The sequence below is a fragment of the Paenibacillus sp. FJAT-26967 genome (assembly GCF_001541095.1).
Lineage (GTDB): Bacteria > Bacillota > Bacilli > Paenibacillales > NBRC-103111 > Paenibacillus_F.
The window spans coordinates 971770-997259 of sequence record NZ_LMXH01000002.1 but is presented as its reverse complement, the minus strand read 5'-3'; the positions used below and the strand labels follow the sequence as shown (position 1 = coordinate 997259).

Annotated in this window: 21 protein-coding genes; 14 read left to right on the top strand and 7 right to left on the bottom strand. The window is 43.6% G+C overall.

The features are described 5' to 3' along the window. The first annotated feature begins 251 nt into the window (after positions 1-251). The 4 genes from AR333_RS14515 to AR333_RS14500 all read left to right on the top strand — a co-directional run bounded on the left by AR333_RS14515 (position 252) and on the right by AR333_RS14500 (position 3334). Positions 252-806, top strand: a complete 555-nt coding sequence (locus tag AR333_RS14515) for a dihydrofolate reductase family protein (RefSeq protein ID WP_068776048.1) — start codon at positions 252-254, stop codon at positions 804-806. A 451-nt stretch (positions 807-1257) separates the two neighbouring features. Next, positions 1258-1722 carry a MarR family winged helix-turn-helix transcriptional regulator gene (locus AR333_RS14510; protein WP_068776047.1) on the top strand — a complete coding sequence of 155 codons (465 nt, stop codon included), beginning with the start codon at positions 1258-1260 and terminating at the stop codon, positions 1720-1722. Between the two features lie 17 nt (positions 1723-1739). Continuing rightward, positions 1740-2381 (top strand): nitroreductase family protein, encoded by a 642-nt coding sequence (locus tag AR333_RS14505; protein WP_068776046.1) that lies wholly within the window; start codon positions 1740-1742, stop codon positions 2379-2381. Between the two features lie 464 nt (positions 2382-2845). Next, complete coding sequence (locus AR333_RS14500) at positions 2846-3334, top strand: YfbM family protein (RefSeq protein WP_068776045.1); 489 nt, start codon at positions 2846-2848, stop codon at positions 3332-3334. 209 nt (positions 3335-3543) lie between these two features. Here AR333_RS14500 and AR333_RS14495 read toward each other — a convergent pair whose 3' ends face one another. Continuing rightward, positions 3544-4869, bottom strand: coding sequence for an enhanced serine sensitivity protein SseB C-terminal domain-containing protein (locus AR333_RS14495; RefSeq protein WP_172798859.1), 1326 nt, complete (start codon positions 4867-4869; stop codon positions 3544-3546). A gap of 449 nt (positions 4870-5318) precedes the next feature. On the opposite strand from AR333_RS14495, the gene AR333_RS14490 reads away from it, so the two are divergent. Both AR333_RS14490 and AR333_RS14485 read left to right on the top strand, forming a co-directional pair. Further along, entirely contained in the window at positions 5319-5714 is a 396-nt protein-coding gene (locus AR333_RS14490) for a hypothetical protein (RefSeq protein WP_068776044.1), read from the top strand. 78 nt (positions 5715-5792) lie between these two features. Beyond that, the gene (locus AR333_RS14485) at positions 5793-6155 is read left to right on the top strand and encodes a hypothetical protein (protein WP_068776043.1); all 363 of its coding nucleotides are present in this window, start codon (positions 5793-5795) and stop codon (positions 6153-6155) included. A 153-nt stretch (positions 6156-6308) separates the two neighbouring features. On the opposite strand, the gene AR333_RS14480 is transcribed toward AR333_RS14485, so the two are convergent. Continuing rightward, on the bottom strand, positions 6309-7916 hold the full coding sequence (locus AR333_RS14480) for a glycoside hydrolase family 19 protein (RefSeq protein ID WP_068776042.1): 1608 nt from the start codon (positions 7914-7916) through the stop codon (positions 6309-6311). A 719-nt stretch (positions 7917-8635) separates the two neighbouring features. Here AR333_RS14480 and AR333_RS14475 point away from each other — a divergent pair. Then, on the top strand, positions 8636-9385 hold the full coding sequence (locus AR333_RS14475; RefSeq protein ID WP_068776041.1) for a class I SAM-dependent methyltransferase: 750 nt from the start codon (positions 8636-8638) through the stop codon (positions 9383-9385). 183 nt (positions 9386-9568) lie between these two features. On the opposite strand, the gene AR333_RS14470 is transcribed toward AR333_RS14475, so the two are convergent. The 3 genes from AR333_RS14470 to AR333_RS14460 form a co-directional block, all read right to left on the bottom strand. Next, a complete protein-coding gene (locus AR333_RS14470) occupies positions 9569-10081 on the bottom strand; it encodes a hypothetical protein (RefSeq protein WP_068776040.1) in 513 nt (170 codons plus the stop codon). Positions 10082-10219: 138 nt separating this feature from the next. After that, positions 10220-10972, bottom strand: coding sequence for a spermidine synthase (locus AR333_RS14465; RefSeq protein ID WP_172798858.1), 753 nt, complete (start codon positions 10970-10972; stop codon positions 10220-10222). 190 nt (positions 10973-11162) lie between these two features. Further along, entirely contained in the window at positions 11163-12167 is a 1005-nt protein-coding gene (locus AR333_RS14460; RefSeq protein ID WP_068776038.1) for a metallophosphoesterase, read from the bottom strand. A 781-nt stretch (positions 12168-12948) separates the two neighbouring features. Between AR333_RS14460 and AR333_RS14455 the strand changes: the two genes are divergently transcribed. The 7 genes from AR333_RS14455 to AR333_RS14425 all read left to right on the top strand — a co-directional run bounded on the left by AR333_RS14455 (position 12949) and on the right by AR333_RS14425 (position 22596). Continuing rightward, on the top strand, positions 12949-14595 hold the full coding sequence (locus AR333_RS14455; RefSeq protein ID WP_068776037.1) for a P-loop domain-containing protein: 1647 nt from the start codon (positions 12949-12951) through the stop codon (positions 14593-14595). Between the two features lie 328 nt (positions 14596-14923). Further along, on the top strand, positions 14924-18388 hold the full coding sequence (locus AR333_RS14450; RefSeq protein ID WP_068776036.1) for a beta-N-acetylglucosaminidase domain-containing protein: 3465 nt from the start codon (positions 14924-14926) through the stop codon (positions 18386-18388). Positions 18389-18616: 228 nt separating this feature from the next. Continuing rightward, positions 18617-19498, top strand: a complete 882-nt coding sequence (locus tag AR333_RS14445) for an ADP-ribosylglycohydrolase family protein (RefSeq protein ID WP_068776035.1) — start codon at positions 18617-18619, stop codon at positions 19496-19498. Positions 19499-19639: 141 nt separating this feature from the next. Further along, a complete protein-coding gene (locus AR333_RS24315; protein WP_253735844.1) occupies positions 19640-20086 on the top strand; it encodes a LytTR family DNA-binding domain-containing protein in 447 nt (148 codons plus the stop codon). Positions 20087-20100: 14 nt separating this feature from the next. After that, positions 20101-20529, top strand: a complete 429-nt coding sequence (locus AR333_RS14435; protein WP_068776033.1) for a DUF3021 family protein — start codon at positions 20101-20103, stop codon at positions 20527-20529. A 167-nt stretch (positions 20530-20696) separates the two neighbouring features. Next, positions 20697-22004, top strand: a complete 1308-nt coding sequence (locus AR333_RS14430) for an alpha/beta fold hydrolase (protein ID WP_068776032.1) — start codon at positions 20697-20699, stop codon at positions 22002-22004. Positions 22005-22152: 148 nt separating this feature from the next. Next, positions 22153-22596: a cell wall hydrolase gene (locus tag AR333_RS14425; protein ID WP_068776031.1), complete on the top strand. Its 444-nt coding sequence runs from the start codon at positions 22153-22155 to the stop codon at positions 22594-22596. Positions 22597-23958: 1362 nt separating this feature from the next. Here the strand turns inward: AR333_RS14425 and AR333_RS14420 are convergent. Beyond that, positions 23959-24723, bottom strand: coding sequence for a hypothetical protein (locus tag AR333_RS14420; RefSeq protein ID WP_068776030.1), 765 nt, complete (start codon positions 24721-24723; stop codon positions 23959-23961). A 73-nt stretch (positions 24724-24796) separates the two neighbouring features. Next, on the bottom strand, positions 24797-25477 hold the full coding sequence (locus tag AR333_RS14415) for a hypothetical protein (RefSeq protein ID WP_068776029.1): 681 nt from the start codon (positions 25475-25477) through the stop codon (positions 24797-24799). Positions 25478-25490 lie beyond the last annotated feature (13 nt).

Sequence of the window (25490 nt, the reverse complement as noted above, 5' to 3'; positions counted from 1 at the left end):
GACTTTCACTGTGGAATAATCCCATAGCATAAGACAAAAAAGCACCTTCAAAAAAATGTTTCCATGTCGTAAGATGTGGAGGACAATTTTGAAGGTGTTTTTGTATGTGAACAAGAGTGTGCTATCCGTTGATTTTTAAGATGCGGACAGGATTGTTGTTAAACAGATATTTTCTCTTTTAAGAATATGACATAAGGTGACATATTTGAGGTCTATAATAGGTGATAGATTAACGAAAGGAGTAACAAATCATGAAACGAAGAATAATTTTAGATTTAGCAGTTTCTTTAGATGGCTTTATTGAAGGGAAAAACGGGGAACTTGATTGGTGTATTATGGATTCTGAGATGGGGTTTATTAATTTCTTGAATCAAATTGATGCTATTTTATATGGAAGAAAAAGCTATGATTTATGGGGGCAATTTACACCAGGAACTGAACAAAATGATACTGAAAAAGAAATTTGGGGATTGGTCCATAGTAAAGAAAAATATGTGTTTTCCCGGACACAAAAAGGGACGGATAATCAAGTAATATTCATAAATGATAATATTCTTGAAGAAATAAATATATTAAAGAATAAGCCTGGTAAAGACATCTGGCTATATGGCGGAGCAAGTCTTATAACAACTTTCATTAATTTAGGTCTTGTTGATGAATTTAGATTATCTGTTCACCCTGTTGTTTTGGGAGAAGGAAAACCGCTGTTTGTGGATATAAAACAGAGATTGAATTTAAAAATCGTTAGTACCAGAACGTTCTCCTTAGGAGTCGTACAACTAATTTATCATTTGGATGGGAAGTAATATATTTGAGATTCGTAAGATAAAAGAGTTAGTTTCAGATTAACAGCGGCAAGTCTAAGACTTTATATAGTCTTCGAACGCCGAGTAAATCCACGCCTGAGCATAACCGGCATAAAGGGCGCGGCGAACGAACATAGGCGGCGATCATAGGCGGCGATGGCCGGCTTATACTGTAAAAAAGCCTTGACCGGATTCGGTCAAGGCTCTTTTACAAGCTAAGCGAGCAGGCCTGGGACGCCCGTCTCGGGAAAGCGGACAACTGCTCGCTGGTTTATGGCGGGAGACGGAATTGGCTATTATGATCCGAGCAGACTGAAAAAAGCGCGAATGGGAAATGATACCGTGTGAATTTATAGATTCCTCCTTGTGTAAGTAGCTTTGAAGTCAGGGACTTGATTTTCTGTCCATAAAGATATATGATTGACCCATCAACTTTCGATGGGTCAATGAATTGAAGGAGGTTTTTATCATCTCTACATGTCATACAGATGACCTGCTGTACTTGCTCATGCATGTAAACAAGCATATTGCAACCCGGTTTGAACGATGTGCTGGCGTTAGTCCCAATCGGCTCGAACTCCTTTGCAAACTGACAGGTGGCCAAATTAGCCAATCGGATCTGCAGAAGGCTGTGTCTATTGATCCTGCTGCGGTGACCCGTCATGTACAGCAATTGGAAGCGGAAGGAATCCTTCTGCGAAATAGGTGTGAAAGAGATAACCGGATTACATTAGTTCAGCTAACCGAAGAAGGCAAAAGTAAAGTAGCGATGTTTAAAGAGGAGAAAGATCGATTTCTGAAGGAACTGCAGGCAGACCTCACGGAATCAGAACGGCTTGGATTTATTCAAGCATTGCGTAAGTTGAACAGCCAGATCCAACAAATGAAAGAAACAAGTAAGAGCCATTCGTTATAGAACTAGGAGAGAACAACATGACTGAAACTACCGCTTTACACAATCATTTTAAAGAAATTATTACATCTCGGCGCTCTGTACGTATGTACGATCCAACGGTCAAAATCAGCCGTGAGGAAATGACTGAAATATTGGAAGAAGCGACTTTGGCGCCGTCATCCGTTAATCTTCAGCCTTGGAGATTTCTTGTCGTTGATAGCCCAGAAGGTAAATCAACACTTGAAGAGCTGGCACCAGGTAACAAAAATCAAGTTATAACCTCCTCTGCAGTCATTGCAGTTTTCGGAGATATGAACGCCTTTGATAATGCAGACGAAATTATGAGTTCTGATGTAGAAAGAGGGTACTATCCTCAAGAGATTAAAGATCAAATACTGGCGAACTATACGGATCTTTTTGGACGTATGCCAGCACAAGCTTTTCGCGAAATGATTCTTATTGACAGCGGTCTGGTATCCATGCAGCTTATGCTTTCTGCTCGTGCTCGTGGATATGATACAAACCCGATCGGCGGATATGACAAATCCCGAATTGCGGAAGCATTTGGTATGGAGAAGGAACGTTATGTTCCGGTTATGCTCATTTCTGTAGGTAAATCTGCTAAAGAGCCGCGTAGGACTACTCGTCTTCCTATTGGCCGTATTACGGAGTGGAAGTAAGGATAAGTTTTTACAGGTCGACCTCTCAGCAAATAATGAGTGTCGCTAGACGAATCAGAAGTGATATTATCCGTCATCAAACAAACGTTAGCATTTCTCCCTTCATCTTCCGACATGTCGGAGGACAAAAACATACACGTATAAAAAGTCGCGGAATCCGCGGCTTTTTTCGCTTTTAAGCATTACATTCGATTAAGTAAATACGGAAGGATCCTGGATGCACATCCGCAGGAGCAGCATGGAGAACGACTCAGCTGTACGCAAACTGCCTCCGTATCGGACCTGGCGAAGCTTACTTTTGCGGATTATATCTGCTTTATGAGGGCCATAACACATACAATATCCAGTGAAAAGAAGTCCTGGCGGCAAACACGATAATGTTCCTTGAAATACATCATTCCCGGATGTTACATTTTGATAGGGCAGTATTGTCACTCCTAAAAAAAGGAAAGAAGGCTGATTACATGGGAATGCGCGGATATTACTTTGCTATGGATGACAACCTGGTGCAGCAAGTCGCAGCAGGCGGCATTGCATTGAAGAGTTTGAAAATAGACGATTATCCCGGACTGGACATTGATAGATCCTGGGAGGCGATTCACTACTTGCTGTGTGGAGATATTTCGGATGGAAAAGCCCCTCTTGGCTATGTTGTTCCGCTGACTTCAGACCAAGGGATCGATTTTGGCTCATTCGGTGCGTTCTCCTTACGCGCCGAGCAAGTTGCAGAAGCGCTTCAGGCTATATCTGAGCTGGATGAAGAGCAGCTCCGCTCGCGCTATGATTTCCAGTCCATGGTCAAGGATGAGGTATATCCTCTTGAGCCTGGCACTGTTACAGATGAGGATGAGGACGCATTCTTTGCCTACATGCTTCAGCATTTTAACGAAATCCGGCGTTTCTACAGCCAAACTGCAGCCGAGGGCAAAGGTCTCATCTTCTATATTTTCTGATTCCTATATAGGAATCATTGCAAGCGGTCAAATCATTACATAGGCTTATGGTATTCCTTCACCATTTCATATTGTTGGACGTAAGAAACGACCCTAAACTTATCTGAAGTTCGGGGTCGTGAAACTTTTATTTAATGTTGGCTTCGCAAATGTCTTGAATTTGAAAAACACCTCGTTGAACTCATCATCGGTTGCCCGGCGGTGAGATCTTAAAATAAACCAAAGCGCTTCCTCTTATAGAAGGGTTCGATGTCCTTCCCATCTTCAATCCAATCGTCCATACCGACGATTTCGAGGGCGATTCCATTTAAATGGGCAGCAGCCGCTGCAATCCCGTTATAAATTTGCTCTTTCCCGCCCGTAGCGTCCACAATAAGCAGATAGCTCTGCTCGTTTCCCCGAATTTTCTGCCGCAAATATGCTTTTTGAATGCCTTTTTGCGTCTTCATATAAGCTTTGAGAGATTCGATCATTTGCATGGGATATTCCTTCGGATCGACCAGCAGAACAGCCGGTTCCTCAGGCACTGCAGCCTCTGTGACTGTGTTGCTTGAGGCTTCGCTTCGTTCTCTGCGGTATTCTTCAATTTTTGCCCGGTTTCTGGAATCGAGCCTGAGCCCAAGGCCCTGCGAATTGATTACGATTCCCGTCATGCCACTGGAGATTGCAGCAAGATCCTCGTACGTAGCCACATTGCTGCTCCATAACTCTTTATCATAGGCCTTCTCGAACTCATACCAGTCCGTAAAGGCCGGCAGCCATTTGGAATCATTGTCGTCCTCCAGGACAGCTGTCAGAATACGATCTCCTTGTCTTAAGATTTTGCTGCCTTGGTTGTCAGTGGAAGAAGAGTCCTGTTCTACCAGCTGGATAGGCAGGAGGTACCGCGCTCCTATAATTTCATCCAGCATGCGCGCTTCCAGCCTTTGAAGACGCTGTTGGTTATCCGCCGTGTGTAGTCTGACGTTCATCGTTTGGAAGAACAGGATCATCGCCTGCTGCAGACCGGGGTTGGTCACCGGAACTTGTATTTCAGGCGTCCCGCTCCAATTCATTGGCGGCATCAACTCATCCCGTTTCACCTCGATATAATATTGACCGTTATCAATGAGGAGGGTTGGAAGGCCCATGATATGAAGCAGACCGATTGTCTCCATGATCTCCTTCCCGCTAATCTCCTTCATTTCAAGCAATATGAATTGCTGGAGGAAGTAGTCTTTTACTTCTGCTGTATACTGTTCCTTCGAGAAAACCCAAACCCGGCCCTCCGCATCCACATAGGGATAGTTGGTCTGCTTGTCAAAAGCTATGTACAGTGCCTCAGCCTCTTTAATCTTTTCTTTTATTCTGTCATTAAGCTCCTGAATCCGGGTATTCAACCATTCACTCCTGACGGGTTGACTAGCTGCTAAACTCTTGGCGTGATGGATCAAAAAAATCACTTCTTGAATCTCCACCCCACTGTAAGCATCTCCGTCCAGATGATCGTTCCGCAGAAATGTATCCACGAGTTCCTCTGCTCTTGCCTGATTCATGGCGTTCCCTCTTTCTCCAATTGTTTTACTAATGAAAAGTATTGGCCCCGCATAAACATAGGGTCTAATTTAGGATATATCATATACTCTTTGTACTCTTCTAATCTTCTTGAAACAGGTGAAACCCCATTCTAATACCGTAATCTACTACCGTTCTCCTACCACAGTGAATTGTTGTCTAAAAGAGAAGCAGAAAACAACAGCCTCATTCTTATAGCGCTGTTCCAGGCTGTAATCATTTACATTTTCGATCAATGCCTTTGCGTTAGCTATGAGTTTGAAAATTTTGACTGGAGGTTATTCCATTGAAGTATCCTTCTATAAAGTACAACTATCCTGAAGGTTCAACAGAAAATCCATATGATCTATCCGTTGACCAGATTTATTAGGTGAAAGGTCAGAGCTGTTTCAAAACCATAAACGAACTGAAATTAAAGGGGAGTACCAGATTGAACAGAAATTTCATCCGTCTATTTTTATTAACCGTATCTTTAATTGCAGTTATCGGGGTTATGGGGTGCTCAAGTCAGTCAAGATCGGAACAACAGGTGAAAGATCATTTAACTGACTACCTGAAAGCATTGGAAAACAAGGATGTTGAAACAATGGTGAAGCTGACCGACGATATTCGATTCCCGGATAAAGAAGAACAGAAAAATCAATACAACAGCATCAATCAAAACATTAAGAATACCTCTATTAAAGAATTAAAACTAATCAGCGAAACGGAATATTTGGGAATGGTGAGTTTAATAGAAGACGATAAGGAGAGGGAAATATCATTTCCTGTAAAGAAAATCGATAACCAATGGAAGATTATAGTGGGTCATACTATCCGAAATTGAGTTGCCATGTTTATCATGAGGAGCACTGCAGCAGGAGCGGAGCTTCATATCATCTCTAGATGGGCTGGTGAATCCAAAATGAGTGAAAAGTTTTGGCTGGTGCTACAGTATCCGTTGAAAAGTGCAAATGGAAGCCAACGTGACCAATGGCTAAGAGATAAAGTAGTGGAATACCTAGAGATATCTCTAGCAGATGCTGGTATCGGCTATGTTGATGGATCGGAAATGGGGAAGTGCATCTCAGCCCCCAAAAAATATGCTCTTAATATATATTGTGTCACTACAGAAGAAGAGCGGTGTATCAACTTGGTAAAAAGAGTTATAAGAGAAAGCAGGCTTGATTATACTCGTATAAAAATTGCTACTATGCCTTATGGGAAAAAGGAAACCTACACTTTGAAATATGCCTATAAAAAAGGTGTTAATGATTTCTCACTATAGCATTGCCGGATGACAAGAACCTATGTCAAAGCGGGTAGCTTCCGTCCCAGGACCGACGGTTTTTGCTGCATATGAGCCTGAATAACGGAACCATGATACGCCACATACAAAAGAACCGTACACCGTCCAAAGACGGCATACGGTTCTTTTCACTTAGAATTGCTGCATGCCCAGTGTGTTCAGCTTCTCGCCTGTAATATCAATGTTTGCCTTCGCCGCAAGCTCTGTGTAGTGAGCGACGCGACGGCGAATCCGATTGTCGGTTTCATCGAGGTTGCCTTCCTGTCCACCGTTGATGACCATGATGGTTGTCCCGAATCCTGGTACAAGCCCTTTCGACAGCTGTGCGGCAGTCGGCACATAATTGCCAACGATGACATCATGAGCGGAAGGTTTAGGATCTTGAGGCGTCATCCAGAAGAGCATCGCAGTCATAAAGCCGAGACGGCCATCGTCTGCAATTCGGTCTGGATCGTTCAGCAATACGTTTTTATCTCCGTAGATGATAGAGCTAAAGAGTCCGTAGTTATAGTTCCAGCTCAACTGGATCGGACCGCGTCCATGATAAGACTTGCCGGCAACAGGCGCGTAGTCTGTATATTCAGGGGCAATGTAGCCGATTGAACCCGAATTGACATAACTCCGCTCTTCGTTGAAGAACAATCCCCATCTTAGTTCGCCATCCGGAGCTGTCGGCCAACCGCCGCCTGTCTCATGGGCGATGTTAGCGATGAAGGCTGCAAACTCGCGTTTGCGGTCTTTCTCTACACCTTCCTTGAGGAACGTTCCGAAATCGACAATCCGGGTGATCAATGGCTTGTTAATTTCCCCAGGGGCGTTGAAATCCGCTGAACGATGGATCAAAGTTTCGGTTTTGGTTGTTTTATCCAAACGATACAGTTCTCTCACTAACGGGCTGCCTGTACGGTATACTTCCTTGTATTTGATATTCGCTGTATCACGAACTGCTGCGATGAAATTGTCATAGGAGTAATAGTCGCTTAATTCAGCTCTATAGTAATCTTGATTCTGGGCAATGGCGTGCCAAGCCGGCGTTCCAGCGCGACGAGGAAAGAGTGACTCGTACTCTGCGCGAGGCAGAATAGATGTAACCGCTTGCGTAGCTTTGTCAGGACTATACTGCTCATTGATGCCTTGCCAGGAAGTGTTGATCTGTCCAATCGTCAAGACGCGGCTTTGTCCAACGTTCAAAACCGGGCCGGGGCTTTCACTGGCAGTAGTTTGTGCAGACAGCGCTGCACCTGCCGATTCATTGTTTGCGCCATCTACAGCTTTTACCGTATAAGCATAAGTCGTGCTTGGCTGGAGATTGCTGTCGGTATACGTTAACGATGCAGTAGTGCCCACCTTTACATTGTTGCGATAAATATTGTATCCGGTTACAGAAACGTTATCGGTAGAGGCTCCCCACGTGAGTGTGATCGAGTTTGCCGTTTTGGCTGTATTCGTCAATGCGGATGGTGTTGTAGGCGCTTGCGTATCTACTGGAGCCGTGTTGACTAATTGCCATGCGTCCGACGAAGAAGGTATGCTGCCATAGGACCACCATTTGGCTTTATACGTTTTACTTTGGTACGTTACAAGATCGCCGGCTACATATGCCTTATTACTTTGCCAAGCTTGAGCCGCCACAGGGGACGTCGCCATTACCATCGTAACGGGCGCGAGTACCGTTATACTAGTTGCTACAGTTACGCTTTTAAACATAAGATTGGTAGACAAAAGCAACTTCTTCATCATAAATCTCCCACCTTTATCCTATAAAATTAGTATTACACATTGATATTATACATCAAGACCAGTAAATTCCATAGGAATTAAAGACTATTCACTTAAAAAATAGAATTTTATCATTTTTGGTAGCTTTGTAGGATGGTACACGGACTGCCTTAAAAAAGGTTTTGACAGTAATTTTGATCAATCCGCAAGGACAAAATTTCATTCTCAAAGGTTTCGGATAGTTCCAAGGAAAGAAAAAGAGTTTCAGAGAGTTCAAAGATTAAGACTGCGTTCTCAAGTTCGTCAGAGTCGAAAGCTGGAGGACGGTTCGAGGGTGGACGAGTTCGAAGGATTCCAAAAAATGAGGAATAGTAGCCGCGCTTCATTTGGAAGCTCGTTGAGCTAACTGGCAGCTATGTTGAATTCAGCTTGAATATCGTGCAATAAATATATATAATTGTAGTAACTTTCTTCCAAATGAGGTGAATTGGATGTTGTTCCGTATCGTTCGAAGTAGCTAGTTTACGGGCTGGGTAAAACGCGTACCAGCTGACAAAGGGGTTTTTCTGTCCTTTTGGTCTCATGAAACTAAGCTAAGTCTTTGAACGATGTCGAGCCGATATCCTAAATTTAAGCCAAGGGAAACTCGTTCTGCTTGAATGCCGGAACAAATGAATTTTTCATTTAGTCCTATTCATGCACTTGGTTTAATACATTCACTTAAAAATGGAGGAAATAGTATGAACAAGTCTGAGTACAGGAATTTTTACGACAAGGTTGGAAAATTAAACGGTTGGGACTTTAGTAAAATAAAAACTACTTCTGAAGGTGAACAATGGAATTTTCTTCATGAAGTTACTCAAAGATGTAATCATTCCGACCTATTGCTTGATATTGGTACAGGCGGTGGGGAAGCTTTATTATCTATAGCCGATGCTGCTTTGCTTCTTGTCGGCATTGATCATTCAGATGGAATGATACAATCCGCTGCTGAAAACTTAAAAAATTCAACTAAAACAAATATTCGTGTATTACAAATGGAAGCTGAAAATATTACCTTTCCTATGTTCTTTTTTAATGTAGTGTCCTGCCGGCACAGTGAGTTTTATGCAACTGAAGTTGCAAAAGTGCTGGCGAATAATGGTGTATTCTTAACTCAACAAGTTTGCGAAAATGATAAATTAAACATTAAACAAGCTTTCGGCAGAGGGCAGGGTTTTGGAACGGATGAAGGGATCTTAAAGGATAAGTACCTTACCGAACTAGCTGAAGCTGGTTTTACTGATATTCAGTCGTATGAATATGATGCAACGCAGTACTTCCATACGGGTGAGGATTTGATCTTCTTTTTGAAATACACTCCCGTTATCCCTAACTTCGGGCAAACTGATTATGATTTTGAAATACTTCAAAATTTTATTGAGGCGAATCAAACGGAGAAGGGAATTAAGACCAACACGAAACGTTTCATGATTGTGGCGAGGAAATAATGAGTGGGTAAGCTAGCGATTGAGGAGACTCAAGAGACTTTTGCCCGTGGCTACATGATGTTGGCTGGGGAACATACATTATCTGTCCCGATCATAAAGCAATTTAATTAGTTCGAATAAAAAAGGACCCGACTTTTGTCAGGTCCTTTTTACGTATAATCCGTTCCGCTCTTCCGAGCGAGGTTATGGAATGTACTGCTGAACGATTTTCACGACCTTACCGTCTTTGATCGTTAAATGGAAAGGAAACGTACTTACGTCGAGCAGGCCGTTGTTGTGATAAATGTCCAAGAACTTGCCTAGCGTAACTTCTTCGTTCCACTTGATGTCCATGCCTTTGTAAGTCCCGTCACGATCGTAAAGCTGCATAAGGACTTGGACATTGGGATCGATCTCGAAAGTTTCGAGCTTCTGTTGATCGTCAACGATATAGTAGCCGTCGGGGGCATGCGTCATGTCGCCGATGTCCGTCTCGTGCTCAACGAATTTCCGGTCGGCTTCTTCGCCTTCGTACCATTCGATCCGGTCTCCTTGAAGGGTGAGAGCGCCGTTACTCTGTCCGATGGAGGAGATCATAACGGTTACAGTGTCTTCGCCGCGGGGAACGGGCGTATATTCGGAACCGACTGCATGGGCGGAAGTGACGAAAGCCAGCATGGCTATCATGAGCGTTGTGAAAAAGGCCATCTTTTTCATGTGTGTAACCCCTTTGCGGAAATGATTTAGAATGGGATGTTCGTACTGTTTCTTACCCCGCTGGACCGATTTAAAACGTGCGGCCGTGCTGTTACTTTCATCATAAACCAAATCGCGTAAAGAATGGTCTCAAAGTAGTTACAAACGATCCGCTATCACATATCCCTGTTCCGGTTGAAATTCGACAAAACCGGCCATATGGCGGGTTTGACAGGTTAGGGGGCCGTTGCTTGCAGCCAAAAGAATATTGAGCGTGTCGCGGGATCCTTCCGAGGGCAGATAAAACGCTTTTCGGCAAGTAAAAGCATCACCAAGCGTCGTGTAAACAGCGCCGATCTGTTTGTCGTGCACGCTTTTGCCGAACAAATTCATCAGAAGGACGCCGTCCGTACGGAGTTTGTCCCGGCTAAGCCGGAAGAATTCCCGGGAGATCAAGTGCCGGGGGGTACCTTGTTCGGTAAAAGCGTCAAGGATTACGTAATCGTACGATGCTGCGGGTTCCTCGCTCAGAATCTCACGACCGTCGCCGAGGTGGATAGGATTGCGATCGTATCCGAAATAGGTTCGGCTCAGTTCGGCGACCAACGGATCGTATTCCGCTACAGTAAACCGCTTCTGCGGATAATGGCCGGGCAAAGTCCCGATCCCTTGGCCGATCATAAATACATTTTCGAAAGCCGGCCGGTTCAGGTCCATGAGATGGATGAGGGCTCGGGGGTATTCGAACAGGATGCGCCCGGGACGGTTCAGATCAAGTGCGCCTTGTATCGCATCGTTGCCGAATTCGAGGACCCGGAAGCGGCCTTTTTCACCGTATAGTTCATTTGTATCGTAAACGCGGACCGCACGATCGGGACCGGTTTCTTCAAATAGCAGCTGCAAAATGTCCATTCTCCTTTAGGACAGGCGTGTAGGAAGTGCCGGATATGACCTAATCAGTATACCATTGCGGCGATTTCATCTGCTTGTAAACATAGGGAGCTTGCCTTTGGGGAAACGGATAACGGGAAGCCCTCCCGACGGCAGGCGGGAAGGCATGCTGCGGAATCACAACAAAACTGTGGATCGGGAGAGCGAGTTGTTAATCTTTCACGCTCCAGGGGATCGTAAAGTCGGCTTCGGGAATCCAGCGCTTCCGGTAGAGGTCGCGTCCCTTAATGCTGACTTTGTCCTTGTAGACTTCGACGTAGAGTCCCTCGCTTTCTTCCGGACCCGTAAGCATTTCGCCTCCGTTTCCGTTGTCGGTCCAGGGCTGGATGACAGAAGACGAGTTCACCATCGTAAACTTGTCTCGGACGAGGGTGCCCGGCAGTTTAAGCTCCCAGTGGGTATGACCCGAGAAAAGAATCGCCTGGGGATATGCGGAGAGGATTTTTGTCAACTCCTCATGCTGAACGATCGCCCGGTTATTGACGCAGCAGAAGTTTGTGCCGGATACCGTGCCTGGAAGCGGCTGATGGAGGAAGACGAAGACGGGTTTGCCGCTGGCGGCTCCTTTGCGCAGGGAAGCTTCAAGAAATTGGAGCTGTTCCGCCGATAGCCAGGCATCCTCCAGGTTAGCCGGGTCCGACTGCCGGTACTGCTCCGAGCCGAGGAAAATGAAGCGAAAGCCGTTCACGACCTCATCGCCATAAACCTTTTTGCCGCCGGAGAAACGCAGAAACCGTCCGATGGATGCCTGCTCCGTCTCACCGTTCGGAAACGCATCCGCGTTCCATGAGCCCTTCTTGTCTATCCATGCTTTGTAATATTCGTGGTTGCCCATCGTGTAGAACACTTTGCGGGGATGCGCATTCTCTATCATGAGCTCGCTAAGCTTAGCGTAATCCGCCGGCATGCCGTTCGTTAGATCTCCGTTGATCACGAGCGCATCCGCCTCGGGATTGATCGTCCGGAGGTCGGACAAGGCGGCCTTGAACTTTTGATGCGACCGTGGATCCCAGGACTGGATGTGAATATCGCTGATCACTGGAAAAGTGAGAAGCGGCTTCTCTTTGCCGGGTTTCGCGACGACTGCGGTAGGAACTACTGTGACGGCAAGAAGCGACAGGGACAGGGCGGCGGAGAGGAACGTTTTTCGTGACATCATATCCTCCTCGGTTAACGGAATTTATTTTACATTCCTTACCATACCTGTCATTTGTCATAGAAAGATCAGTGCTGTTTTAAGGTTTTATGAAAAAGGCCGTCCTTGCAGGCGAAAAGTGGCATTAATGTACGTTGAGAACCGGTTGGAGGGACAGTACGCACTCATGTGAATTAATTATAATTATTCTTTCCCTGTATTGGGGATGTTCTTAATGTTATAGTGATATAGCTGGAAAATTAAACCATAACGAGGTGAGGACAATGAAAAAACAAAAAAAATACATGTCTTATCCTCCTTTTTCTTTTTAGTTATTTTTTACGAACACATTAGGCTTTGAGGGTAGGATTCACTCTCAGGGCTTTTATATTTAGGCAGAAGGAGCGTTTAAGCTTTTGCCGGTCTATGACAGCCACTTATGGAGTGGCTGTTATTTTTTTAGACAAAAGGTCGGTCAAGGCAATAATAGTGATTAATGGTTTGGGGGAATAAGGTTGAAATTAAATGACATAGGAAGCAATTTGTTTTATGCGAAAAAAATCAAACACCGCCGGTTTATGTTTGAGCAGACTCATACTCGGAGATTGGGAGTCGCACTATCTCGTCGTTACGTTTTTCCAAAGGATAGGGGCCCCCCTTCTTGAGAACTCGCTTCAACTGCGACATCGCTTCCCGCTATTCACCGTTTTTTCACCACCTGCCCAACAGGAAAGGATGATGCTTTATTAAAAGACTCGCTCAATATTTTCGCTCCTTACAATCCGGACAGTCCTCATATGGGATGATTTATGAACCCGACCCGACCTATTGGAATCATGATGTCGCCTATTGCATAGAACGGACACATAAACTCACACTGGATAAACCATGCATCATCATAAAAATACCTTTTGATCGTCTCGGCCTAGATGAAAATAGGGATCAAGTGGTTCTTTCCGATTTTGCATTAAGAGAATGGGTACCTCATATTGTGGCATTAAATGAATTGATTTATAACCGGTCACGTCCCGATAAAGAAAATGGTGCTTATTATTGTTTTCGTCCAACCAATGTGGTGCTGCAGCGTAATGCATCTAATGTCGAAGTCATCTCGGAAAAATGGTATCTATGCTTAATGATTACCGTTCAACTTCCATTCAGGAATAATGATAAAGCTATGCGTATGCTCTGCAAAATGCTTCCAAAAGAAGTGGAGAAGTTTATAGTCAAGTTTGATCTCATCAAATTAAATGCTGCCTGCGTACTGTCAAAAAAACAAAATAGGATTCGCGACTGGCTGAAAACCAGCGATTATTGCGCGTTTATTGCTAATGGAAGCATTTTGCCGAGAAATAAAGACGACAGCGGGCCACTGGAGAATGCCTTGCCTTTTACATCCCCGGAAGAGGATGAAGTTGAAATTTGCGGTTTGCGGGGAATGGGAATAAAGCATGGTGTGACGGTCATTACCGGTGGCGGTTATTCGGGTAAAAGCACCTTGCTGGATGCTCTAAATTCGGCGATTTACAATCACATCATAGGCGACGGAAGAGAACTTGTGATTACAGATCAAAGTGCAATGGAAATATCCGCGGAGGAAGGCCGTCCCATAAAAAACATCAATATTACGCCTTTTATAAAATGGATACCCAATGGATCGGCTGAACAATTTTCGACTGACTACGCCTCTGGCTCCACATCTCAAGCCGCCAATATTATGGAAGCCATCAACTTCGGGTGCAAGCTTCTTCTTATTGATGAAGACAGAAGCGCGACGAACTTTGTGATCCAAGATATCAAAATGCGCTCATTAATCAAGCGCGAACCCATTACACCTTTTACGGAACGTGTCAGGGAGCTTTATGAGGCGGTTGGCGTGTCTTCCGTCCTTGTTATTGGAGGTAGCGGTGAATTTTTATCCGTTGCCGATCAAATCATTCTACTGGACAATTTTGTTCCCAAAAACGTAACCCAGGAAGCCAAAAAATTATGCGAACCGGACAAACCACGCGAACGGATCTCCTTTACAAAATGGGAGATAGAAAGAAAAATAATAACCGATCGCTTTTCGAGCTACCCGCAAGGCAGTGGTACGGAGAAGCTGATCGTTTCAACCATGGGGTACATGATGTTAGGTGACGAACAAATAGACATCAGAGGGCTTTACAATATCACATCACCCGCCCAGCTTGCAGCTATTGCTTTTTTAATTCGAAAAATCGCAATAAGTAATCAGGAACGCCACATCTTACTTTATGAAAAAATCAAAAAAGCTCTAGAAGATATGGAGAGGGAGGGAGTAGATCTTGTATTTTCTTCCTTTTTTCCCGGTTTCGAAAGATGGCTTGAATTACCAAGAATTCATGAAGTATGTTCTGTTCTAAACCGAATGAAGCATATAAATTTTGGGCCCTTTATTGCCAGAACTGGCGAATCTGATCCAGCCTAGTGACCCTGTCCTTTTCGATTTTAGCGTTTGGCAACTTCTGTAAGATGATAAGAGAATAGACCAACAAAAGAGCATGCTTAGGCTGCTCTTTTTAGCATTTCCCAAAATGCTTGCGGGCAGGTGAATTAGCCTAGAAGTAGATTAATCCGTTCGATGCGGGAGGAAATCCACGGAATGGTTGAGTTTGATTCAGTGCGACGAAGTCGCCAGTGAATCTTAGTTGGGCTTTGCATTATTGCACTTATAAATCCGATCATATTTATTGGAAAAGTAGAGTATGCTGAGTTATTGGAGCTGCAATTAAATAGAACCAGGGAGTGATTCGAGCATGCTGCAAAGATTTCTTAGCCTCATGATTACTGTAATTATGATTGTAGGAGGAGTAGTCAATGGGTTAGGTACCGAGACCGTGGAAGCATCTGCACCGAATCAGGAACCTTATGAAATTTATCCAATCCCTCACAAGCAGACGTACTTGGGAAATCACTTTACTGTGACGGATGAGGTGTATCTTGTCATTGAAAATGGGATCGATATCTACACACGTAATTTCCTCTATCAGATCCTGGATTCCAAATCGATTCATGCGACCGAATCTAACACGGTTGTTCCGAACAAAACGAATATTCTGCTCGGAACGGAAGGATCAAACGGCACCGTAGACTCCTATTTTAAGAATAATATCTCTTATGATGCCTCGCTTTTTACCAAAAAAGATGCCTATGTACTATCAATAGATAAGAATATTGAAATTAACGGCACTATAGCTGTCCTGGGGGGATCAACCGCCGCCTATTATGCGCTGGCGACATTAAAGATGATCTTCGATCAAATTCCTGGCAAAGACTTATTAACGGTGAAGTATGAGGATTATGCCGACGCCAAGTGGAGAGGTTTCATCGAGGGATTCTATGGCATTCCTTGGTCTCATGAGGATCGTATGAACTTAATGCGGTTCGGCGGCCAACTCAAAATGAATTCGTATATATTTGCTCCTAAAGATGACCCTTACCATAATTCGGCATGGCGGACCTTGTATCCGGCAGCAGAGTTGGCGAAGGTGAAGCAATTAGTGGATGTAGGACGTGAATCGAAGACGCATTTCATTTGGGCGATTCATCCCGGCTTCAGCATGATCAATTGGAACAATTATGATTCCGAGCTGCAAACGTTATTAACTAAGCTGGAGCAGCTATACAGTGTCGGGGTTCGTCAATTTGGACTGTTTATGGATGATATCAGCACGGCGCAATCCTTGACGGACAAAGATAAGCATGTGAAGCTTGTTACCGATGTAGCCAATTGGGTGACCTCAAAAGGGGATGCGAAACCATTAATCTATTGTCCTCCCTTTTACAATCAGGCCTGGACAGGAACTAGTGGAAAGCCCTATCTCCAAGCCTTAAAAGCTGTCCCGGGAAATGTCGAAATCATGTGGACGGGAAAAGATGTCATCGGAAGCGTGAACACCACGGATAATCAGTGGGTAAAGAATGAAATCGGCCGAGACCCTTACATCTGGTTAAATTATCCGGTTAACGGATATAAGAAGAACGAGCTTTTATTAGGGAAAGTGGAGATGTTACAACCGGGAACTCATAATTTTTCGGGTATCGTCTCTAATCCGCTGGAACAGTCGGAGCTTTCCAAGATAGCGCTGTTCGGAGTAGCGGATTACACATGGAATGTGGATGCGTTCAATAGTGAGCAAAGTTGGCTTGATTCCTTCAAGTATATCGCCCCTGAGGCTGCATCCGAATATAACACGATAGCTTATCACATGAGCGACCCTTCGCCGAATGGACGCGGTGTTGTATTTGGTGAATCGGAGAATTTGAAAACCAAGCTGGAAGCTTTTTTAAGCGCCTATTCGAGCGGAGCTTCCGATTCCGGGATTGGGGCGGACCTACTGGGAGAATTTGATCGTATTATAAACGCGATTCAAGGATTCAAAGCAAAGAATCAGAATCTGAACCTAAAGGAAGAGATCGAGCCCTGGCTCAACTGCCTGAACCAAGTTGTACTGGCCGATAAATATGCGGTTCAATCCGTCCTGGCCTTGCAGAACAATAACCTTAACGCAGCATGGGAGGGACTTGCCAAAGCGACACAAGCCATGTCTGAATCGAAGAAATTCACAAGAAATGTGCTTAACGATCAGTCTTTAGTGGTTGAAGCGGGTACCAAGCGTTTAGTCCCCTTTGCAAATGAATTGATTCAGAAGCTGGACCAGAGTATTTATGCTTCTTTAGATCCGGCGTATATCAAGCCGATTCCGATCAGTTCTTTCGGCTCATTTGCGACATTGAAAAATATGGTGGATGAAGACGCGAGTACTTATTTTTATAATCAGACGCTTCAAAAGAATGGGGATTGGTATGGCGTTGATTTTGGCAAATCGATCAAAGTAAGCGATATTGATATCATCCAAGGTAGAACAGATACGGATCATGATATTTTTCAAAAGGGAATATTAGAATACTCATCGGATAAGCAGAATTGGACCGCGATCGGAGCGGAACGTTCAGGTTACCGCGTCGTGGTCAAGGGACTTGATATAAACGCCAGATATGTCAGATATCGCTTGACGCATGCCGGAATTCCGGGAGGAAAACCAGATCTGTGGACAGCGGTAAGAGAATATACCGTAAATGCGGGCAATGGAAAAGCAGGGGTATATACGAATGTGCCTTCGTTAAACGATGCAGCCGTTATCTCTTCAGAAGGAGCCGTTGAACTATCGAATTTAAACAATATCTCGCTGCAATTTAATCAGTATGTCGGGATCAAGTTACCCACTATTGAAAATATTTCAGGGCTGACCTTGAGCCGTTCCAATAACTCAGCTGTACTCGAATCGTCCAAGAACGGGGTAGAATGGCAGGAGGTGACACCGGGAGGCAGTTCTTATCCAAGTGCAGCCTATTTGCGGCTCATTAATAAATCCCAGCAGCCGATAACCTTTAACTTGACTAGCTTGCAGGTGATATTCCAAAAGTTCGTTGATCCTGTAGTTACGCATAATTATGATGGTATTTATTCGGGTACGTTGGCAGCCGTCTATGACGGGAAAATAGATGGAAAGGTATGGTTTAACGGACGTCAGACCCCGGGAAGAAAGGTTCAAGTAGATCTGGGTGGTATAGTGAATGTGCAGAATGCCGGCGTTGTCATCAACGATGGTGAAATTGACTATTTCCGGGAGGGAGTTCTTCAGCTTTCCGTTGACGGAGTCAACTGGGAGACGATTCATACTTTTAACAATCCGTCGGATCGAAGTCTGAATTTCCCTGAACACGTCGCTCCCTACCGATATAAAAGAGTGCAGGTTAATAATAAACCTGCCAGATACATCCGATTATACACGACGATTGATAGACCAGGCTGGCTTGCACTGAATGAAATTTTGGTCAATGAGGGTATTGCCAAGCCGGGAACGGAAAGTCCCTTTGTTTCTGCGCAGCCCCTGGGTGATTCGGATCATGAAGCCATTTATGCAGCTGATCATAAATTATCTTCCTACTACACTCCTAAGGGTAATTTGCTGACAGGTATCATGAATTATAAGGTGTTCAAGTATACTGATTTGAGTCAAATTCTTGTTTTGCAAAGTCCGACGGCAATCTCTAATGCAAAGGTATCCATCAGAGATGAGCAAGGATGGCATCAAGTAGGTCAGCTATCTCAAGCCTACAACCTCATTAATGTTGCTGACTATGCGCATGTTCTGGAGATCAAGCTGGAGTGGTCGGGACCCTTGAAACCTGTCATCCATGAAATTATTCCGATCTAAAGGCACATTTCCAGCAGTTATCACAAGGTCTATTTCTTCTATATTAGGGATCCATCCCTCGAATTAAGAAGGTTAGGTTTGAACTTAGGGACAACGCATTATGTTGTCCTTTTTCATATTTGTTGGCAAAAAGAGAAAGTATTGAATTGTTGCAATCTATTCTTATCATCTGCTATAAAAAATGTTACATTATTTTCTAAGTAAGTAGGGACAGAACGGGGGAGTGAAATGGATAATATGTTAATGGACCGCATCAAGGGTGGAATGTATGGTGTGGCTGTAGGAGACGCTCTTGGCGGAACCACTGAATTTATGACGGAGCGGGAGATCAAGGAAAAGTATGGTTACTTGACGGAAATCATCGGTGGCGGAGTATGGAACCTGGAACCGGGAGAAGTAACCGACGATACGATGATGACGCTTGGCGCAGCTGACGGGATACTTGAAAATGCGGAGGAGCCTGTAGAAGCGATCGGGCATTTTTTTATGGAATGGTACCGAACGCGGCCGAAAGATATAGGAAACATCATTCGTCATGTTTTTGGAAAATATGAAGGAGACTGGTTTGAAACAGCTTTTGTTGCTCATATGGACTTGGGGCAAAGCGCCGGGAATGGATCGCTCATGCGGTGCCTGCCGGTGGCGCTGGCTTATAAGGAGCTAGCCGATCTCGATCGAGTGACGATCATGCAGTCTCGAATGACGCATTATGATCCCAGGTGTGCCGAAGTCTGCGTCATGTACAATCGAATCGCTCACCGTCTACTGCAAGGGGAAGACTTAGGAACGTCTATTAAGGCTGAGGTTAAAGGAAGTGAATACGAAGAACATTTAGAAGCGCTGCCGGATTGTCCGCCGAGCGGGTTTATCGTACATACTTTCCGATGGGTTCTCTATATTTTGCTTCATACAGCCAATTTTGAAGAAGTCGTGCAGAAGGCAGCAAATCTAGGCGGTGACTCGGATACGATCGGTGCCATTGCCGGTGGGTTGGCAGGTATTTATTATAGCTATGAAGGTATTCCAGCTCGTTATGCAAATGCGATTCTCATTAAAGAAAGACTTGACCATACAATTTCTCAATTATATGAAATGAGAACTTCATGTTAATGCATGAAAGGGTGTTCCTTTGTTCAAATTCATAGGGGCTAAAGGAGATGCAATGATTCTAAATGACCCTATACATGAGAAAATTGTCCTAGTTGATGAAACAATTTCCAAGTTAACAAGATTGAATTCGAATTTCCGAGGGTGATTTCTATCAAAATTTCCATCGAAGTCATAAACCATACAGAAGAAGAGGAGATCCGCATCCGGTGTCACCAAATAGACGAAGAAATGTATGAGCTCGTTAATAGAATAAAAACCGAAACGCTTATTATACTTGGTTATCAGGAGGATCAGATCAGCCGCATCAAACTTAGTAATATTTATTATTTTGAAGCTGTTGACGGGAAAGTGTTTGCGTATGGCAAGAACACCGTCCATGAAGTCAAACAAAAGCTCTATGAACTGGAGGAACTTTGCAAAGAGAAACATTGTTTTCGCGCCTCCAAATCGACCATTCTAAATATAGCTAAGATTTCCAGTGTTCATCCGTCGATCAGTGGCCGTTTTCATGCATTATTGGATAACGGGGAAAAGGTAGTCATATCACGGCAGTATGTGCCCATACTTAAACATATGCTTGGGTTATAGAAGGGGGGAACTATATGAAGTATTCCGAGCTCATAAAAGAAATGATTAGAGATTTCTTACTTATATTTGCCTCCATCATAATAATCATCGCTATTTTGCGGCAAATTTATGTTCCCGGTGCAAGTTTCGAATTAAAGAAGATTTTTACAATTATGGCGTTCTCTTTTCTGGGTGCTTTGACCGGAATCATTTTATATACGCCGCATGCGATAAGCGAGAATAAAATGCGCATCCGAGTGATTTTACATTTCTTTTTTCTGGAAGCTCTATTAATTTCTCTGGCCGTCCTATTGAATTTCGTATACAGCACCTTCGATATCCTATTATTGGCTTTGGAAATTGCCGCAGTATACGCTATCGTTCGCCTACTGACGTATAAGAATGACAAAAAGGAAGCTCAAAAGATCAATGAAAGACTGAAAACATTTAAAAACGAGGTTTAGAAGATACCCAAACCGCTCCTAAATAAAATCGTATTCGCAGCGTAAGTAGCGTTATTTTTTACAACCTATTGGCTCTCAGCTACAGCTTATCGTTTATGCGTATACACCTGCTCGGCCATTTATTATGATGAACTCATAAAAAATTGGAGGAGGAGCAGAGAAGTCTTATGCAGATTTTAATACTTGTTGTTACGTTGGTCTTTGAGCTGGCAATTGCCGTTCATTCCATTGCAACCAGGCAAAGCCGCAGCAAGATAAAGAGCTGGACGAGAATCGCAATGTTTATAGGATTCGTTATGCTGATCTTGGTGAAAGTTGTCGTGTGGGATTACACTTGGGGACTGTTTGCAGGCTTGCTCTTTCTATTAGCGTTCAAGGAAATGGTTGCACTTCTGCGCACGCAAACATACACCCCGCGTTACAAAGTTTTTTCTGCGATATGGAAATTCCTCTTGTTAGCACTGACCGTAGTCGTTACCCTTGTTCCTGTTATCCTTTTTCCACAGCATAGGCTGCCGCAAGTGACAGGTCCGTATGCAGTGGCAACCGCCACTTACAGCTATATGGACAAGAATCGTATCGAAGAATTTACGGATCAGGAAGACAATCGGTTTGTTAACGTGGAATTTTGGTATCCTGAACAGGCGGACGGAACATATCCTTTGCTTGTGTTCTCCCATGGAGCATTCGGTATTAGAGCAAGCAACACTTCTACCTTCACAGAACTTGCGAGCCACGGTTATGTCGTTGCTTCGATTGACCATCCCTATCATTCTTTTTATACCGCATCCGAGGATGGCAAGGTCGTGACGATTAATCCTGAGTACATGCAAGAAGTCAACAATGCAAATAAAGAAGGGTTTTATTCGCTTGGTGAGTTTTTCGAGCTTACTCAAAAATGGATGAAGTTGCGAACGGATGATATGGATTTTGTCATGGACACGATTCTGGAACAAGCCGAGCAAAAAAAAGATTCTGTATATGAACGCATCGATACACAGAAAATAGGCGTGTTCGGTCATTCTATGGGGGGAGCGGCAAGCTTAGCACTGAGCAGAGAACGCGATGACATTGACGCCGTAGTAAATATAGATGCTCCGTTCTTTAGTGAGCTTGTATATGATCAAGTTACAAACGAATTAATGGCAAAATCCGAAGCTTACACCATCCCGCTTCTTAACATTTATTCGGATGATGTGTGGATACAGCTCGACAGCAGTTCTTCGTATATCTCGAATAGAATTTCGAATAAAACTTTTAAAGGTGCATACAACGTTCATTTTAAAGGCGCAAAACATTTAAGTTTAACCGATCTACCGTTATTCTCGCCTATATTGGCAAACCTGCTGCAAAAAGGAAGAAAAGCAAATATCGATAAATATTATGCGATTGAAACTCAAAATGAACTTATCCTTCGTTTTTTTGACAATGCTTTAAAGAATCAAGGTCAGTTTTCTCCAAAAGCAACGTATTGAGTAACTAATACGTCTGCAGGAAGAAGAATCAGAAAACTGCAATTCGAAACCAAAACAGAGGAGTAGTGGAATTCGCATGCCCCACGGCAGTAACACATCCGCTTCACTCGTAATATGATGAGTCTAGAAATCTAAAGAGGTGAGCGGAATGGCAGTCGTAAAAGCCAGGGACCAGGATATTGATATGTTGGCAAGGTTGCTTCGAGCAGAAGCGGAGGCCGAAGGCGAAAAGGGCATGTTGCTTGTCGGAAATGTCGGCATTAACCGAATAAGAGGAAATTGCTCTGATTTTAAAGGAATCCGGACAATTCCTCAAATGATCAACCAGCCGCATGCATTCGAAGCCTTGCAGCATGGTTTGTATTATCAGAAGGCGAGAGACAGGGACCGCCGTTTGGCTCGGCGTGCCGTGAATGGGGAGCGGAGTTGGCCGGGTAAATTCTCCTTGTGGTATTTCCGTCCGGGATCGTTTGAAAATCCCGGTCCATGTCCTCCGACTTGGTACAATCAGCCGTTCGCGGGGCGATGGAAGAAGCACTGTTTTTATGAACCGACCGCCGAAGAATGTGAAAATATCTATAACACGTTTTAAATTTATAAACGAAAAGAGTCCAGAAGCCAATAGGCCTCACTCACTATGCCCCAAATCATATATCGATTTACAGGAATATTATCCCATTAAGCGCTGCGTACATCGCGGCTTTTTTTGGTTTCAGTGGAATAGTTCTAGGCCACGGCAGCAAGTTATTAGAAACGGCCGCTTTTTATTTTTTCATCAAAAGAAACCCAGGTGCTGGGGGTCCTTTTGCTTTGCAGATCCCGATTGCACTGTTGGCTATGCCTATGTTATGAACAAAATTGGCGGGTATATGGATAATAATCCGAGGGAAAATGAAGTTAGAAGGACATTCTATCAGTGTATAGCAAATAAGTCTGTTTAGGAATTTCTTCTTTGAGGAGTGCCGCCAGAAGTGCCCTAACCCGGCGCAGAATGACAAGCTCCTGCTATGTCTTGATGATCCTCATTCATACATCCCTCTTAAAAATGAAATGACCCTCAAAAAATGAGGGGTCTTGGGACTGATTCAAGATGTACCCCAAAACAGGAGATAACATATGAGTTCCATTCTAAAAGTTATAGAAAACTAAAGTTAAAAATCATATGGCAGCGGCGCGGAGGTCGACGACTAATGTCGGGTGACAGAAACATATATGCTTAAACGTCGTGTAGCAGCGACTCTTTTTTACGATATAAGTTCTTGTCAAAAGTCAGTGAAAAGAACTTATATCATTTGCCGTATTAGGACAAGAACACATATGGTTTTCCGTAATTGAAGTTAATTCTCAATTACTATTGATCATAACAGTATGAGAGCAAGTAGAAGCGGGATAATAAGGCTTGACTGCTAAAACCATCAGGGGAAGGTGCTTGGGTTTCTTTTGTTTATGATCTTTATTATCACCTGGTTAGAACATCCCAAGAGCTTTGTTATGTTCTCTCGATGCAATCGGGGGAGTGTCAAGTCTACTCGGCACGCTCATTGATACCGGCTTATTACCTATCACCATATCCTGTCTGAAGCCAAGAAGCAAGAACTGGTCCGCCAGGCGGAGGAGAACAATTTATCATTACAAGAGTGGATACTAAGTAGAATTGAACATGAATGACAAAAGGTTCGGTGAACATAAGACAGGTAGAATGAGTTTATATGCAGGCAAGGAAGAAAACTGAATTGATAAAGCGATGAATAAATCAAAAGAGCAGTAAGGTTATCCTCCTGCTCTTTTTGTATCTCACCGGCTGATCCGGATGACCTCGCCAGTTCCGTCCATCGTCCACAGGTCTTATAGAACGACCGGCTTAACTGGCTTGTCTTTGAACAATTAGTAGCTGTGTATTTTAGAAAAAAGATGGCCACTAAAAGATCATCAACGAAAGCAGCAAGCAAGAGCTTTATGGTTTAACGGCCGGGAAAGAGGCTGTGTTTGCCGGTGGGAGAGTGCTGGCTAATTTTTTTATTTCTTCTTTATTTATATTTCCAGTTATCCCAATTAATTTATCATTCTCAATATAATAAATTGCCGGAACACCTTCTGTCGTTATTAGCCATGCGTTGTGATTATTGACTACGATATTCTCTGCTCCCTCAGGAGCTGAGAATATTTTTGCCGGATATAACCCAATTATAACAAGCTTAGTATCACTAGCAAAAGCCCAGATATCAGAATCCGTAATTTTTTGCTTCCCTACTACAAATTCACTTAACGGAAGCGCCAATCCTTGTTTATTGTTCTGAACATTCACTATAGGTAGATCCAGAACACTAGTAATGGTCCATTTTGAGTCGGGCTTTGTAAGAACCACAACGTTGTATTGAGTCTGACCGCTCTTGGGAACTTTTAAAGCAACGATTCCCTGAGGTCCAATATTGTAATGCAGCAATAGATCGGCTTTAGATGGACGAACATCTTCTCCATTGGTTAATTTCCATTCGACTTGCTCCAATGCAGTATCCAGGATGTTCTGACCGGCCGATCCATCTTTTATCACAAGTTCTTTTAGACTTGTGCCCTCCGGAGAAGGACTTACAGTTTCTACTGGAGGCACGCTATCAGTAGGTGTTACAGGGGCGACTTCATTGCCAGGTTCTTTGCAGCCTTGTAGAACAACAAGAAATAAAGCAAGAGACAAAACAAGTTTCTGTAATTCATGCTTCATCGAGTACCATCCTTTTGTGAATATGGATGTAAAGAGACTTATATCACTAGAGTGAATAAGTCTCTTCAATCATTTAGTAAACCCGCGTTTCGTGGGCTACAGTCGCTTTATACCGTGGTCCATTGACTTTTAAGAAGAAACTGTTACCTTCTGTGCAATCTGATCTAACGTAGGTATAATAACCTGACCAATAATCATTTGATGTTCCGTAATCAATCCAACCTTGATACTGGGGACGGACCGTAACAGAGATACCTTCTGATGTGGTCCAAGTGTAGGAACCCGAAATTTTAAATCCCACTTCTGCTTCAATAACTTTCCAATCAAATGCTCCAGAAGCACTCCCTTCTCCAGATATAGTTTTGGCTGTACCAATAGTTGAAGTAAAGGTTATATTAGATCCAGTTTTATTTATATATCTTGAACCCGCTTCTGCTAATTTGAAAACATAAGAGCCTGTTTTAGTTGTGTCGGTATAAGAATAACCAGGCTCGCATGCGTTTCCGGAAGGTGCAATTTTGGACGATACCTTTTTAGCTACTTTTGACGTTGAATCCATTATCGTCACTTTTGTCGCTGTCGGACCCAGATTGCTTGTGAGTGATTTAAGTTCTTCCGGAGTCAAATCGTTCTTGATCCCATTTTCGAAATAAACTGGGATACTAGAGCTCGTATCTGCGGCGGAAACAATAGTACCTGTTAGTCCTAGAGCAAGTGCAAGAACAGAAGTACTGATTACTTTAAAAGGTTTCATTCAATAACGCTCC